This is a genomic window from Vibrio sp. 1F263 (genome assembly GCF_041439035.1).
GTDB classification, from domain to species: Bacteria; Pseudomonadota; Gammaproteobacteria; order Enterobacterales; family Vibrionaceae; genus Vibrio; species Vibrio tasmaniensis_A.
Genome location: NZ_JBGONI010000016.1, coordinates 15,871 through 29,300, shown reverse-complemented (window position 1 = coordinate 29,300; position 13,430 = coordinate 15,871). Strand labels below are relative to the sequence as shown.

Genomic DNA, 13,430 nt, shown 5'->3' with positions numbered 1-13,430 from the left:
ATCATCTCGTTATGTTTCTCTATCTACTAACGCGATTATTTAACCTCAAAATTAGGTCGTGTTTGTATTGAAGCCGTCATTTCCCCCTTAAGCTGGCGGTAGTTTCAGATTGTCTTCATTCGGGTATTCGATGGCACACTTAAATGCTCGTCGAACCGGGTGGCTTAATGCTTGAACTATGAACTTTTCTAGACGATACTTTTTTCGTACATTGCTCCCTAATTTGACACGTAATATGTTGATTTTGAATGAGGTATTTTGATTGGCAATAGTATCGATTAGGAAATTTGAATCATGAAAACCTACATTTCTGTGCTGCTCGCACTTATACCGTCATATTTAATTACCGGCTATTCTTTTGCTGTTGGTACAGCGGTTGTGCTGCCAGGGCAACATGAAGCTGGTGTTGATCTTTCGGGCTCCCCATTGTCTGCGAATGCCGTCATAGATTGGGAAATTGCGAACAGTGACCTCGTATTTGGCTCTTATGCAGATAAAACCGACAATAAGCGAGCTACGACAATTGGGTATATGTATAACCAAAAATTGGAGCTCAATTCTGGTTGGTTGGAGAACGACCTTCGTAATAACGCAGAGTTGCATGGCGTTAATTTTGAAAACTTCTTTCTCCATTTTTCTGAAGATACAGTGCTCGCAGAAGTCGATAACACCCACGGTGAAAATACTCTCTTAAGTGGAAAGCCTATGATCTTGGGCTATACAGCCAGTGAAGACCATGCTGGCTTTTGGCTGTATCAAGAGCCTCCGTGGGATGCTGATGTGTTTGAGAATTTCGAACTGGGCGGGGCTTTGTATGTCTATCATGCTGAACAGTTCGAACGTCTGACCTTTAAGTTCTCACAGTTTGCTGTCAGCGGCGAATTCTGGATTGAATACCCAACAGCTATTGACTCTCACGGAAGGGTTTCACAGTGGGAAAGGCTCGATGTAAAGAAAGACCAAACGCTCAATATGACCAGAAACCAATCGGTGATTTGGAACCTTCCGGGTAACTGGGTAAGAGCCACAAATCATGATGGCAGTGGGGTGAGTTATGGTGGCGGCCAGTATTTTGGTTCAACCTTTTTGAGAGAGGGTGGCCGTTTATACGTTGTGAGAGTTCGTTGGCAAAGTGAGAACGCAGACGACAGGCCGCGGTTAAAAGAAGTAAAACTCAAAAACAGCTTTCCAACCGTTAAGTTAACCGACGCTCCGACCACAACTCCGGATGGCAATGCTATCAGCCAATGGCGAAAAATTCGTGGCTTTGACGTGTCTGCAGACCTGAATGGCGATAACTACTTGTCGCCAAGCGAGTATCGAAATCGAACCAATAAGAATGCGACAGCGCGTTTTCGTTGGGAATCAAGAGTGGTGCCATTTGGTCGAATGTGGAGCACGAATTCATCTTGGTCGTTAACGAACGTCGCAAACGCGGATTATTTATCGGCCATTCATCGCTACTACAAGCAAAGCTGGGCAATCCAAGGTTTGAATGGTGCATACAACGACGACACAAATAAACTCATTGGCTCGAACCAGTTCTATGTCCATTCTGGCGGACATGTTCAAGAGTTAGGAGCTGTTGCGGGTTCAAATCAAGCGGATGCTCTCTACACGCAACAATTTTCAGCGTTTCTCAAAAATCTATCTGCTTTAGAAAGTGATGCGTCTATTGGGTTGAACATTGGTACGGCGAACTTGCTGGGTCGAAATGGGCAGTCTCATCTTAGCGAAGCCGGGTCTTTGTATCTGAGAGAGCATTACATTTTTCCGTCTACTGGATTTAGTGGTTACTCGGGGATCTCTAAATTCTGGGATAATTCTGCGCTCGCCTACAATGGAAAAGGAGTAATTTTTCAGGCGACAACGCGTTACGGGCGAGTCCAGTATCTAGGAAATAGTGAAGAGAATTGGAAGAAAGACCAATACTCGACCCTAGCGATTTACCACCTCAATCGACATGCTCAACACAGCTATTTTAATCAGTGGAACAATAGTTACGTCTATGGGAGTGATAACACGACTGCAGACATTTTCTGGCAAAGTGGTGTCCCTAAAAATATCGCTTATCAACCAAGTTCGTTATTAGCCGTTGATTTGGGAGAGCCGAGTCATCAGGTCCTACAGGGATTTGAGCCAATTCCTTTGATGCTATCGACAACGACACCTCAACCCGCAGACTACACCATCGTTGGTGATTCCTCAATGAAAGAAATGGTTCATGTTGATCTACCCTATGGCATGACTCACGTGCTACCGACGTTCACGTACTTTATGTATCAATCTAAAAATCAGGTGGCCGCGGGTGGCCCTGAAGATATGGTGTTAGCGAGAGAGTTCAGCAATGGTCGAGTGTTGTACCGCACGGATTTCCACGGTAAGAATTCGAGCTTTTATGAGGCAGAGAAGCTGATGATTGTATTGGACGTGCCGATGAAGCCTGTCGATGAAAACGGCAACATCGGAGAGTATGTGACTGAAATTCATATTGGCGGTTATGAAGGGCTGTTCTTGCTTTATTAGAGCCAATAGAATGAGAATAAGCTGTCAAAACGAATATTCTATTGGAACTCATCTCTATGAAAATTGTTATTGCACCAGACTCGTTTAAAGAATCTTTATCGGCTGTATCGGTGGCGGCGTGTATTGAAAAGGGCTTTCGTGAAATCTTCCCTGACGCTGACTACGTGACCTTACCTTTGGCTGATGGCGGTGAAGGTACGGTAGATGTATTACTGCAAGGCTTAGCAGGGCAAAAGCGAACACATCAAGTTGAAGGGCCGTTGGGCGCATTGGTTAATGCTGAATGGGCGATGTTAGAACCATCGGAGTATAACCAGAACAAAACGGCATTGATTGAAATAGCTGCAGCATCGGGCTTGGATTTATTGAAACCAGAGCAGCGTGATCCTTTGGTTGCTTCTTCATTTGGCACAGGGCAATTGATTTTGGAAGCGATAGAGCAGGGTGCTCAAACCATCATTCTTGGATTGGGTGGCAGTGCGACCAATGATGGTGGCGCGGGTATCGTTCAAGCTCTAGGTGGGCGCTTGTTAGATAGCAAAGTGCAAGATGATGATGGACAAGAGCTTAACCGAGGTGGTGCTGCACTTGCAGAACTCGCATCAATAGATCTTACCGGCTTAGATTCGCGCTGTGCAGATGTCGAATTGATTGTGGCGTGCGATGTTGATAATCCATTGTGTGGTGATAACGGTGCCAGCCATATATTCGGCCCACAAAAAGGGGCGACGCCTGAACAAGTCTTACTGCTTGATAAGGCGCTAGCGAATTTTGCTCAAATCGCTGAATCGCAAGGTTGTGTTGGTGATGAACCCGCTCACAGCCGCACGGGGTATGGCGCGGCTGGTGGCACACCGATGGGACTTGGTCTGCTATTTAATATGCAGATTAAACCGGGGATTGAGATGGTGCTTGATGTTCTTCAAGCCGATGAAGTACTGAAAGGTGCTGACCTTGTGATTACTGGCGAAGGGCAAATGGACAACCAAACGCTACAGGGAAAAACACCTTATGGCATTGCTAAACGTGCGAGCTTACAAGGTATTCCCACCATAGGAATTGCAGGATCTTTAGGTACTGAAGTCGAAGCTTTATATGGTGAAATGAGCAGCTTGTTTGGAACGGTACGTTCTCCTCAACCACTCAATCAGGTACTGAAAGAGGCTGAAATGAATCTAACCAGAACGGCAAGAAATATAGCAGCGACGCTCAAGTTAGGAAGAAAGATACTGAGCTAATCAGTGTGTCACATCGTGGTTTTTAAGTTGGCCGATTAATAGGTTTTATAGATTATAACGATAAATACAAACGATTATATTTTATGCCATTAGAGGTCTATTCTATATCCATAGTATTTTAGGGGCTTTTGAAAGGGAGCCAGTATAAATATCAAGGTGCACTTACTATTGCTGCGCCTTTGGACCTTAAGGAATAGATCATGAGTAAAAAACTAACTACAGCTGCGGGTTGTCCTGTTGCTCATAACCAGAATGTTCAAACTGCGGGTAAGCGCGGTCCTCAACTTCTTCAAGATGTTTGGTTTTTAGAAAAGATGGCGCATTTTGACCGCGAAGTCATTCCAGAGCGTCGTATGCACGCGAAAGGTTCAGGCGCTTACGGTACATTTACTGTTACGCATGACATTACCAAATACACCAAGGCAAAACTGTTTTCTGAAATAGGCAAAAAGACCGACCTGTTTGCACGTTTTACTACGGTTGCCGGTGAGCGCGGTGCTGCCGATGCTGAGCGTGATATCCGCGGCTTTGCATTGAAGTTTTATACCGAAGAAGGTAACTGGGATATGGTGGGTAACAACACCCCAGTATTCTTTCTTCGTGATCCTCTTAAGTTCCCAGACTTAAACCACGCGGTTAAGCGTGACCCGCGCACCAACATGCGCAGTGCGAAAAACAACTGGGATTTCTGGACCTCTCTACCTGAAGCGCTTCACCAAATCACCATCGTAATGAGTGACCGTGGTATTCCTGCGACTTACCGTCATATGCATGGTTTTGGTAGCCATACATTCAGCTTTATTAATGCAGACAACGAACGTTTCTGGGTTAAGTTCCACTTCAAATCTCAGCAAGGTATTAAGAACTTGTCTGATGCAGAAGCGGCACAAGTGATCGGCGATGACCGCGAAAGTCATCAACGTGATCTGCTAGACAGCATTGATAATCAAGACTTCCCTAAATGGACACTGAAAGTTCAAGTGATGCCAGAAGCGGACGCAGCGAAAGTGCCATACAACCCGTTCGATCTGACTAAGATCTGGCCACACGCAGATTACCCATTAATTGAGGTGGGTGAGTTTGAATTGAACCGTAACCCACAAAACTTCTTCGCTGAAGTTGAGCAGTCTGCATTCAACCCGGCAAACGTGGTTCCGGGTATCAGCTTCTCACCAGACAAGATGTTACAAGGCCGTCTGTTTGCTTACGGTGATGCACAGCGCTACCGTTTGGGTGTTAACCATCAGCATATCCCAGTAAACGCACCTCGTTGCCCTGTCCACAGCTACCACCGTGATGGTGCGATGCGTGTTGATGGTAACTTTGGTAGCACACTTGGCTATGAGCCAAACAACGAAGGCCAATGGGCAGAGCAGCCAGACTTTGCAGAGCCAGCATTGAACCTAGATGGTGCTGCAGCGCATTGGGATCACCGCGAAGATGAAGATTACTTCTCGCAACCGGGTGACTTGTTCCGCCTGATGACGCCAGAGAAACAAGCGATTCTGTTTGATAACACTGCTCGTAACCTAGGCGGCGTGCCTAAAGAGATTCAGCTGCATCACTTAAGACACTGTTACAAAGCCGACCCTGCTTACGGAGAAGGCATTGGTAAGCTACTTGAAATCGATGTAAGCGAATTTAAGTCGTAATCAATAAGTTTGATTAGTTAAATGAAAGGCCGTTGAGTGAATCACTCAACGGCCTTTTTTGATCATGCTGTGTATTAGGTGAGTCATGTAAGTCGTACCAATTACTTGAAAATTAGCACCATTTCTATTGATAGTTTTTGCCTATCAAATTAATAAACTCATCCCATTATATTTAGTTAGGGTAACGGATTATCCTACGGCTATCAGTTTATAAAGTAGAAGAGTTTGAGATGAGTAAGAGCGCATTAATCGTTGAAGGTGGGGCAATGAGAGGCATCTTCGCAGCAGGAGTATTGGACGCTTTTATGCAAGACGATTTCCGTCCTTATGATTTTGCTATTGGCGTATCTGCGGGTGTGTCGAATTTGGTTGGTTACTTATCTCAAGCTCCGAAGCGTAGCTACAACGTGATTACTACCATGGCGACGGATAAAACGTTCTTCAATCCTGCTCGCTTTGCTAAAGGTGGCAATTTGGTCGACGTTAAGTGGTTGTGGGATGAATCTAACCATCGTTATCCACTGGATTGTGGTGAGCTGTTCTCAAGTGTTCCTTTAATTGCTGCTGTAACTAACGTCGATACTGGCAGTGCAGACTACTATCACATCAAGCCAGAAAACCTTTCTAACGTGGTTGAAGCAACAACAGCTCTACCTATCGCTTACCGTGAAACACCGTGCTTCTCTGGTGGTTGCTATACCGATGGTGGTGTAGCCGACTCTATTCCGGTTCGCGAAGCCTATCGTCGTGGTGCACGAGACATTACGGTGATTCTTTCTCACCCATTAAGCTACCGAATGAAGCCGCAGAAGTATCAGTGGATGCTGAAAAAGCTGCTAAAGAAATTCCCGAATATTGCAGAGTCGATGGCGGTGCGTGCCGAAAACTATAACCAGTCTTTGGAGTTCATTCGTAACCCTCCAAAAGATGCGACCATCAAGGTGATTGCGCCACCAGAAGCGTTTGCAGTGAAGCGTTTGACAATGGATCAAACGGTCTTGAATGCAGGTTATGAGATGGGTGTGAAAGCAGGGGAAGAGCACCTTGCCATTAGAAACGGTGTCTATGGCTTAGATACCGAAGATTGTCATTTCTGCGTTTAGAACTGTTTTTGAATGCGGGATAAACGAGAAGCCACGCTGTTCACTTAGGACTAGCGTGGCTTTCTATTTCTAGATTGAGTCTATTACTAACTCAGTCTGCTATTAACTCAAGTTGTTGTTAAACCAGTTCGTTGCCGCTGGTGTTACCTGTAAAAAAGGCATCAACACTATTTAGCGTCGTATTGGCAATGTTGAACAGAGCATCTTTGGTTAAGAAAGCTTGGTGACCTGTGAACAACACGTTGTGACAAGCTGATAGGCGACGGAATACGTCATCGACAATCACATCGTTAGATTTGTCTTGGAAGAACAACTCTTTCTCATTGTCGTAAACATCAAGACCAAGCGCGCCGATTTTGCTTTGTTTGAGTGCTTCAATTGCAGCAGTTGAATCCAGCAGTTCACCACGACTGGTGTTGACGATCATCACGCCATCTTTCATTTTGCCAAATGCCGTTGCATCCAACAGGTGGTAGTTCTCTTTACTCATTGGGCAATGCAAAGAAATCACGTCAGATTCTTGGTAAAGCTCGTCGAGTTCTACGTATTTAGCACCCAGTTCTTTTGCCAAAGGATTTGGGTACGGGTCGTAGCACAAGATATTCATGCCTAAACCTTTCAGAATACGCATCGTCGCTAAGCCAATCTTTCCTGAACCAATCACACCAACGGTTTTACCGTGGAAGTTAAAGCCTACCAAGCCTTCAAGAGAGAAGTTCGCATCACGAGTACGTTGGTATGCCTTGTGTAGTTTACGATTCAAACACATCATCATGCCGACTGTGTGCTCTGCTACTGATTCTGGAGAATAAGCCGGAACGCGAACCACTTGCAGACCAAACTCTTTGGCTGCGTCTAGGTCGACTTTATCAAAGCCCGCACAGCGCATCGCGATCAGCTTGGTGCCGCCTTTAGCAAGAATCTCTAACACGTCTCGCGATAGGTCATCGTTTACAAACGCACAAACCACTTCGTTGTCGTGCGCCATTTTTGCTGTTGTTGTAGTGAGTCGAAAATCGTGAAAATGGAACTCGGCGTTGAGTTCGCCTTTTGCCAGTTCAAATGATTTTTCGTCGTATGATTTTGAGCTAAAAAAAGCAATGTTGAGCATGGCTTCCTCTCTTACCTAAAATATAAATAACCCACTGATTCATTCTTTGAAACGGGATTAAAACTAATAACTCTGTTCAGTGTGCTAGAGTTTTTTTGTCTTGTCTATCACCATTAGTCACTGTAATTACTATGGTTATTTGGTCTGTTGTCTTCACTTATTGAACATTAAAAATCACAGTACGAGGCAGCTTGCTTATAAGTTCATCAATATTGAATGGATCTTACTTTCGGGTGTTGAACATCTTCTTAGTCTCTTTCTCAGACCAGAAGTTAATGTTGAATTGTGCGTCGTCGCTCAGCTCTACTCGATGCCAATATTGAGGTGGACTTGTGGCAAATTGCCCTGCTTGGATCGTGATAACACTTTCTGGTTCTGTCGCGTCGGCATCGGCAAAACCATAGAAGGTGACGGTGCCTTTCATTACGCAGATCTGCCCGAATACACCTTCTGCGGTGTTGTGGTGATTAAGCAATGCAGCCGGTATGTTGTCTTTGGTGAAAAATGGCGTTGAACGTTGAATTTTCCAGTGTGACGGAATACGTAAATGACTCATATAAAACCTCTTGTCTGTATTTTGAATACAAGCTTTAGCTTTGATTGAATTGGTGACCGTGATTACCAGTAGTTTTCACTGCTGAATTGGCCGGGCTTTCGGCGTAAGTGCTTCTCGAAACCTAAGTTGGTTAGTGCTTCACTTGTGTCGCGAACCATTTGCGGATTGCCACAAAGGTAGAAAAAACTGCGGGTTTGATTGAAAGTGACAGACGTGGTTTGCTCAAGGTCGCCTCCAAGTAACAAGCTTGGGATTCGTCCGCGCAAAGTTCCGGTGACTGATTCTCTAGAAATAATTGGCACATATTGTAGTTTCCCCTGAAAGTGTTCAACGAGTTGATTGATTCGATCTTGATACGTGAGGTCTTGCTCTGTTCTTACGGCATGAACCAGTACAAGGTTTTTGAACGAGGTGATTTTTTCAGATTCAGAGCCGTTTTGCTGTTGTATCTGCATGCTTTCGAGCATTGAGATAAAAGGCCCAACGGCGGTTCCGGTTGAAAGCATCCATAGATCCTCGGCGATCTCTGGAATCTCATTTAGCGTCATAAAGCCGCTTGGGTCTTTGCCTACAAATATGTCATCGCCTACCTTCAACTCATGAAGTTGAGGTGAAAGCTGCCCGTTCTGATCCTTAATAATCAAAAATTCCAGATGTTGATGACCTTGTTCGTGCTCTGGCGCATTCACCATGGAATAAGCACGTCTGACAAGCTCCTCCTCGTTGTTAAGCAAGCCAAGTTTCGTGAACTGTCCCGCTTGATAGGGCGAGATTGGCGCACTGACTTGCAGTGAGAACAGCTGATCTGTCCATTGTGTTTTATGTAAGACTTTGCCAGTTACCAAACCATGAGGAATATCTGTCATATCATCACCTTTACTTAGAGAAGTTATCTCATTAAGGATACTCAACTATTTACACTTTGGAGTTGCATGTACCATGCCATTAGTGAGAATGCTTATCAATACTGGTTGTTCGGTAAAAATTAACTTGAATGATGTCAAATAGACTTTGTACTGCTGTGTCTAAATGACATCTTTGTTGTTTTTTGATGTGATTCCTTGTGATTAAGAACAATGAGTTGCCCTATGGGCACAGACCAAAATTAGTTCCGTGGTTTGACCCTTAATGTATTCACCAATAACTAAAGAGAATATTTTATAGATGAGTATAATGGCGGCTTTCGATCTCAATATAGCCGTGTTTTATGCTTGATAATCTTCGTATGGCCTTGAACGTATTGTTCGTGACTATCAATACCGCAATGACTGCGTTTACCGTGAGCTTCTTTGGCCTCATCAAACTGATTCTTCCAATCTCTATTGTTCAAAAGTCATGTACTCGTTTAGCGAATTTCACATTTTGGTGTTGGGCTTCGCTCAATCTTTGGATGTTGAATGTGAATAACGATATCGAGTGGCAAGTTGAGGGCGGGGAAGACATCTCGACTAAGCAATGGTACTTGATGATGTCGAATCACCTCAGTTGGGCGGATATCGTGATCTTGTCTTCGATCTTGAAAGACAAGATGCCAATGACTAAGTTCTTCCTTAAGCATGAATTGCTGTACGTTCCTTTTGTTGGTTTGGCTTGTTGGGGCTTGGATATGCCTTTCATGAGACGTCACTCACGTGAGTTTTTGATTCGTAACCCTGAGCGTCGCAATGATGACTTTGATGCAATTAATAAGGCATGTACTAAGTTCAAATGGGCACCGACAACCTTGGTAAATTTTGTGGAAGGAACTCGTGCAAACCACGAGAAACTGGCAACAGCGAAAACACCTTATCGATATCTACTTAAACCGAAAACAGGTGGTGTGGCGTTTGCTCTGTCTGCTATGGGCCCAATTTTGGATGGTATTGTAGATGTCACTCTGGCTTATCCAGAAAATCAGGCTTCTCCATTTGAAGACATGCTGAAGGGTAAAATGACCAAGGTGGTGGTGCGTATTAAACTGCACCCAATGGATGAGAACGTGAACGGTAATTATTTTGAAGATAAAGCGTTTAAACGTCGTTTCCACAGTTGGTTGAATAGTACGTGGAAAGAGAAAGACGACTATCTCGATACGGTTTATGCTCTTGATACGGTTGATACGGTTGATACGGTTGATACGGTTGATACGGTTGATACGGTTGATACGCCCTGTGAGGTTGAAACGACTGATGAACCTGATGTGGCTTATAAGAAACAATAACAGTAAGCTCATACCAAATCGATAGCATCAAAAAAGCCGATAGTTCATTGAACTGTCGGCTTTTTTATTGATTGGGCTTTGTCTACTCAAACAGTGCAGTCAGTGCTCACTATGTTTTAAAGCGCTAAAACAAGGATGGTCAAAGAGTGAAGAAGTTAAATCGCTTGATAAGCCTCAATGATGTGCTTAACCTGACTGGTTTTGCCTTGCTTCTCTTGTCCTTGATGGATGCGCAAGTAGTGCTGCAATGTTTTGGCTTTGTATTGCTGTGATACTTGCTTCTGTTGTTCACAGTTCGGAGTCCAGATCTTGTCGCCGACGCTTGATATCTCAGTTACCGTTCGGTTATTGCCGTTTTCATCTAGATTTTTGTCGCTTTCACCTTGGTTATTACTGACCAATAAAATCTCGTAGTAACGACGGTTCTCTTCAATTAACACTTCATCAATTAGGCCGAAATTGAGCGCCTTTAAATGATTTCTTAGCTCGAACTGCTGATGAACCGGGCAAAGCAAAAAATCGATCGCTTTGTCTGGATGCTTACAATGAATATCGTCGACGAGCTTTTGTGTTAGATCGCCTCCCACACCCGCAATAATGACTAGATGTCTGCCAGTGTGCTTTTCCAATGGAATCGCTGCGACATCCAAGCAGTAGACTTGCCATTGGCTGGTAATCGCTTGTTGGTCTGAATTATCTTGGGGAAAGTAACGCGATAGCTTGCCTTCCAGCTCATTCATCAGAGTAGGGACAATATCGACAAAATGAATCTGCGGTGCTTTGTGGTCAGATAATAGTTGAACACCCAAGAAGCCGTGATCACAACAACAGTCCCAAATATGTTGGTAGTCATTGCTGACAAGGGAGTGGAGAGTTTGCAGTCGGTTACTTAGCTTCATAAGGCTCGTATCGTAAAAAAAGGGTATTGTTGTATCGAACGCGCATTGTAATGACTTTCCATAAAAACAAAAGCACCTAGGGGATTAATCCTAGGTGCTTTTTCGTTATCGGTATCGTACCAATCGGTGTGATACGAGCGTGTTAGCTAATGTCTACGACGCTTTGGCTACGCCTCTAATGTGACCTTCTACTCGATTCTTTCCAAGTTGTAGTGCGATAAGCTTTGCTTGTTCCGCAAGGGCTAAAGCAGAGTCTGTTTCGCCGTCTATTTGCGAAAACCCGACGCTGATACTGAGTGACAATGTGATATCCGGAGTGACTATGGTTTTCTCGGCGATGCTGAGTCGACATTGTTCCAATTGGTGCTTGGCATCCTTCGCATCATTCGCTTTGAATAAAACGGCGAACTCCTTGTCCCCAACTCGAGCAAGGCAAAGCCCTTTTGGCTTAGGAAAGTAAGAACGCATCGCTTCTGCGGCAAGCTTTATCATCTTGTCGCCAATCGCTTCACCGTAAGCTCGATTTACGTGGTCAAAGTTATCGATATCGAGCAGAGCTACATAGGTATCGGGTTCGCATGCGTAGTTGTCGATCGCGATGTTAAAACTACTTTTGTTGTCTAACTGAGTCATGAGATCTTTACTGCTCAATTGATGGTGGAGCAGTAAGTTAGACAACGAGACTTCCGTGTAATCTTTGATCATACGTAAAATACTTTGGCTGATCGGCAAGAGCGCATTGACGTAAATCACCGCGATTAGCTGGTTACGAGAGTGCAAAGGGATACAGTAGTGGCGTTGGAGTATTTTGAGTTTACGTGCCAATGGGTCCGCGTATTTACTGCTTCGATAAGCCATGCTCTCGGGAGCAAATCGCTCAGCAAGGGCTTTGTCAGAATGTACCGTTGATTTGTTTCCATGATAATCGATAGTACTGAATGAATGGCTCTCTGCCTGATAAAGGCAGAATTGAATGCCTTTTTGATAGGTAAAGCTATTGAATATGGCTTTTAACTCTCGTTTAAAGCTGGCGAGATCATCAACTTTATTCAGTTGAGATAACGACATGTTCAAGCGGTGAGCTAGGTAGTGTGCGCCAATCCATAATAGAAGCAGTGACCCGAGTACCACGCCAGTTAGCGTAAATTGGTGTGAGCTGGTGAGTATGTCGTGACGATCAGTGCCCGAGACGAATACCCAGTTTAAGCTGTTGTCAGCATCAAATACCGTTATTTTGAAATTATCTTGATAGTAGTATTCGTGTTGGCCGACGGTCTCACCTTGAGAGAGTTGGTGGCTGATGCCTGCATGATAGCTGATGGATTTGGAGCCAATGCGTTTCGGATCAGGATGGAAAACCAGTCGTTCGGTTGCTCTATCAACCACAAATACATAGCCACGGTCTAATGTCTTTAAGTCTCTCAGGCCTTGTGTGGTATGCAAAAGGTCAAACTCAATCCATATTTCTTTGTTCAACTTTTCCGTCGTGTGTTTGATCGCGAAAACCCAACGACCATCGGGTTTTTGATAGATAGAAGAGATGTAAAAACCTTCTACAACACTATCTATTGGATTCCACTGGATGGCATTGATCTGCTCATTAGAAAGAGGCAGGCCACGAGTTGAAATATATTGTTGGGATTGAGGCTGGTATTGAACAATATCGGAGAAGTTAGGTGTTCTCTTAAGAATATTGTCACTGATGTCCCTGAATTTTTGTTCACCGGCTGGGCCTGATGTAGATAAGCTTAAACTGGTTTCCAAAAAATAGAGTTTGCCGAATGTGGCTTCGATGTTGGAATTGATGATGGAACTTGCGATACGAATATTTGATAGTGATTGTTCTTTTGCCGTCGTTTCTACTTTTTCAAGTTGAGCTGCAGCAAGATAGAGCATCCCTCCAGTTAATAAAATAATGTATGGTTTAAAAAGCCGAATTAATGTTTTAGGTAAAGCCATGATATCCAAAGACGTTATAGATTCATTTTTATAGTACGGCCATACTAAACAGTTTTCGCAATCACATCAATGCAAAATGTTCCATATAAAAAATTGAGTTTGTGACGTTCAGCTAATAAAAAAGCCAGTCATAAACATAACTGGCTTCTATGGCTTCGCGCGTTCTATTAAGCTGGTTTGGCTTTT

10 protein-coding genes are annotated in these 13,430 nt (G+C 44.1%); 5 read left to right on the top strand and 5 right to left on the bottom strand.

Annotated features, from left to right (window positions below; translation table 11 throughout):
- The first annotated feature begins 294 nt into the window (after nt 1–294).
- From ACED25_RS12025 to ACED25_RS12010, 4 genes are all read left to right on the top strand, one after another.
- The gene (locus tag ACED25_RS12025) at nt 295–2,526 is read left to right on the top strand and encodes a hypothetical protein (protein WP_371695348.1); all 2,232 of its coding nucleotides are present in this window, start codon (nt 295–297) and stop codon (nt 2,524–2,526) included.
- A 56-nt stretch (nt 2,527–2,582) separates the two neighbouring features.
- On the top strand, nt 2,583–3,764 hold the full coding sequence (locus tag ACED25_RS12020) for a glycerate kinase (RefSeq protein ID WP_371695347.1): 1,182 nt from the start codon (nt 2,583–2,585) through the stop codon (nt 3,762–3,764).
- Between the two features lie 200 nt (nt 3,765–3,964).
- Nucleotides 3,965–5,416 (top strand): catalase, encoded by a 1,452-nt coding sequence (locus tag ACED25_RS12015; RefSeq protein ID WP_371695346.1) that lies wholly within the window; start codon nt 3,965–3,967, stop codon nt 5,414–5,416.
- Between the two features lie 230 nt (nt 5,417–5,646).
- Complete coding sequence (locus tag ACED25_RS12010) at nt 5,647–6,519, top strand: patatin family protein (protein WP_102258293.1); 873 nt, start codon at nt 5,647–5,649, stop codon at nt 6,517–6,519.
- Nucleotides 6,520–6,637: 118 nt separating this feature from the next.
- Here ACED25_RS12010 and ACED25_RS12005 read toward each other — a convergent pair whose 3' ends face one another.
- The 3 genes from ACED25_RS12005 to ACED25_RS11995 all read right to left on the bottom strand — a co-directional run bounded on the left by ACED25_RS12005 (nt 6,638) and on the right by ACED25_RS11995 (nt 9,052).
- On the bottom strand, nt 6,638–7,630 hold the full coding sequence (locus tag ACED25_RS12005) for a 2-hydroxyacid dehydrogenase (protein ID WP_102548842.1): 993 nt from the start codon (nt 7,628–7,630) through the stop codon (nt 6,638–6,640).
- Between the two features lie 223 nt (nt 7,631–7,853).
- Nucleotides 7,854–8,186: a DUF1971 domain-containing protein gene (locus ACED25_RS12000; RefSeq protein ID WP_012600152.1), complete on the bottom strand. Its 333-nt coding sequence runs from the start codon at nt 8,184–8,186 to the stop codon at nt 7,854–7,856.
- Between the two features lie 62 nt (nt 8,187–8,248).
- Nucleotides 8,249–9,052, bottom strand: a complete 804-nt coding sequence (locus ACED25_RS11995; protein WP_102249451.1) for a ferredoxin--NADP reductase — start codon at nt 9,050–9,052, stop codon at nt 8,249–8,251.
- A 341-nt stretch (nt 9,053–9,393) separates the two neighbouring features.
- Here ACED25_RS11995 and ACED25_RS11990 point away from each other — a divergent pair, with 341 nt between their 5' ends.
- Nucleotides 9,394–10,386, top strand: coding sequence for an acyltransferase (locus ACED25_RS11990; protein WP_371695345.1), 993 nt, complete (start codon nt 9,394–9,396; stop codon nt 10,384–10,386).
- 155 nt (nt 10,387–10,541) lie between these two features.
- Here the strand turns inward: ACED25_RS11990 and ACED25_RS11985 are convergent, their stop codons facing one another.
- Both ACED25_RS11985 and ACED25_RS11980 read right to left on the bottom strand, forming a co-directional pair.
- On the bottom strand, nt 10,542–11,285 hold the full coding sequence (locus ACED25_RS11985; protein ID WP_371695344.1) for a tRNA (adenine(22)-N(1))-methyltransferase TrmK: 744 nt from the start codon (nt 11,283–11,285) through the stop codon (nt 10,542–10,544).
- A 153-nt stretch (nt 11,286–11,438) separates the two neighbouring features.
- A complete protein-coding gene (locus ACED25_RS11980; protein WP_371695385.1) occupies nt 11,439–13,181 on the bottom strand; it encodes a diguanylate cyclase domain-containing protein in 1,743 nt (580 codons plus the stop codon).
- Between the last annotated feature and the right edge of the window lie 249 nt (nt 13,182–13,430).

Excerpts from the sequence above, each read along its gene's own strand:
- ACED25_RS12005 (WP_102548842.1), bottom strand. The coding sequence starts at position 7,630 with ATGCTCAACATTGCTTTTTTTAGCTCAAAATCATACGACGAAAAATCA.
- ACED25_RS11995 (WP_102249451.1), bottom strand. The coding sequence starts at position 9,052 with ATGACAGATATTCCTCATGGTTTGGTAACTGGCAAAGTCTTACATAAA.
- ACED25_RS12010 (WP_102258293.1), top strand. The coding sequence starts at position 5,647 with ATGAGTAAGAGCGCATTAATCGTTGAAGGTGGGGCAATGAGAGGCATC.
- ACED25_RS12025 (WP_371695348.1), top strand. The coding sequence starts at position 295 with ATGAAAACCTACATTTCTGTGCTGCTCGCACTTATACCGTCATATTTA.
- ACED25_RS12015 (WP_371695346.1), top strand. The coding sequence starts at position 3,965 with ATGAGTAAAAAACTAACTACAGCTGCGGGTTGTCCTGTTGCTCATAAC.
- ACED25_RS12000 (WP_012600152.1), bottom strand. The coding sequence starts at position 8,186 with ATGAGTCATTTACGTATTCCGTCACACTGGAAAATTCAACGTTCAACG.
- ACED25_RS11990 (WP_371695345.1), top strand. The coding sequence starts at position 9,394 with ATGCTTGATAATCTTCGTATGGCCTTGAACGTATTGTTCGTGACTATC.
- ACED25_RS11985 (WP_371695344.1), bottom strand. The coding sequence starts at position 11,285 with ATGAAGCTAAGTAACCGACTGCAAACTCTCCACTCCCTTGTCAGCAAT.
- ACED25_RS12020 (WP_371695347.1), top strand. The coding sequence starts at position 2,583 with ATGAAAATTGTTATTGCACCAGACTCGTTTAAAGAATCTTTATCGGCT.
- ACED25_RS11980 (WP_371695385.1), bottom strand. The coding sequence starts at position 13,181 with ATGCTCTATCTTGCTGCAGCTCAACTTGAAAAAGTAGAAACGACGGCA.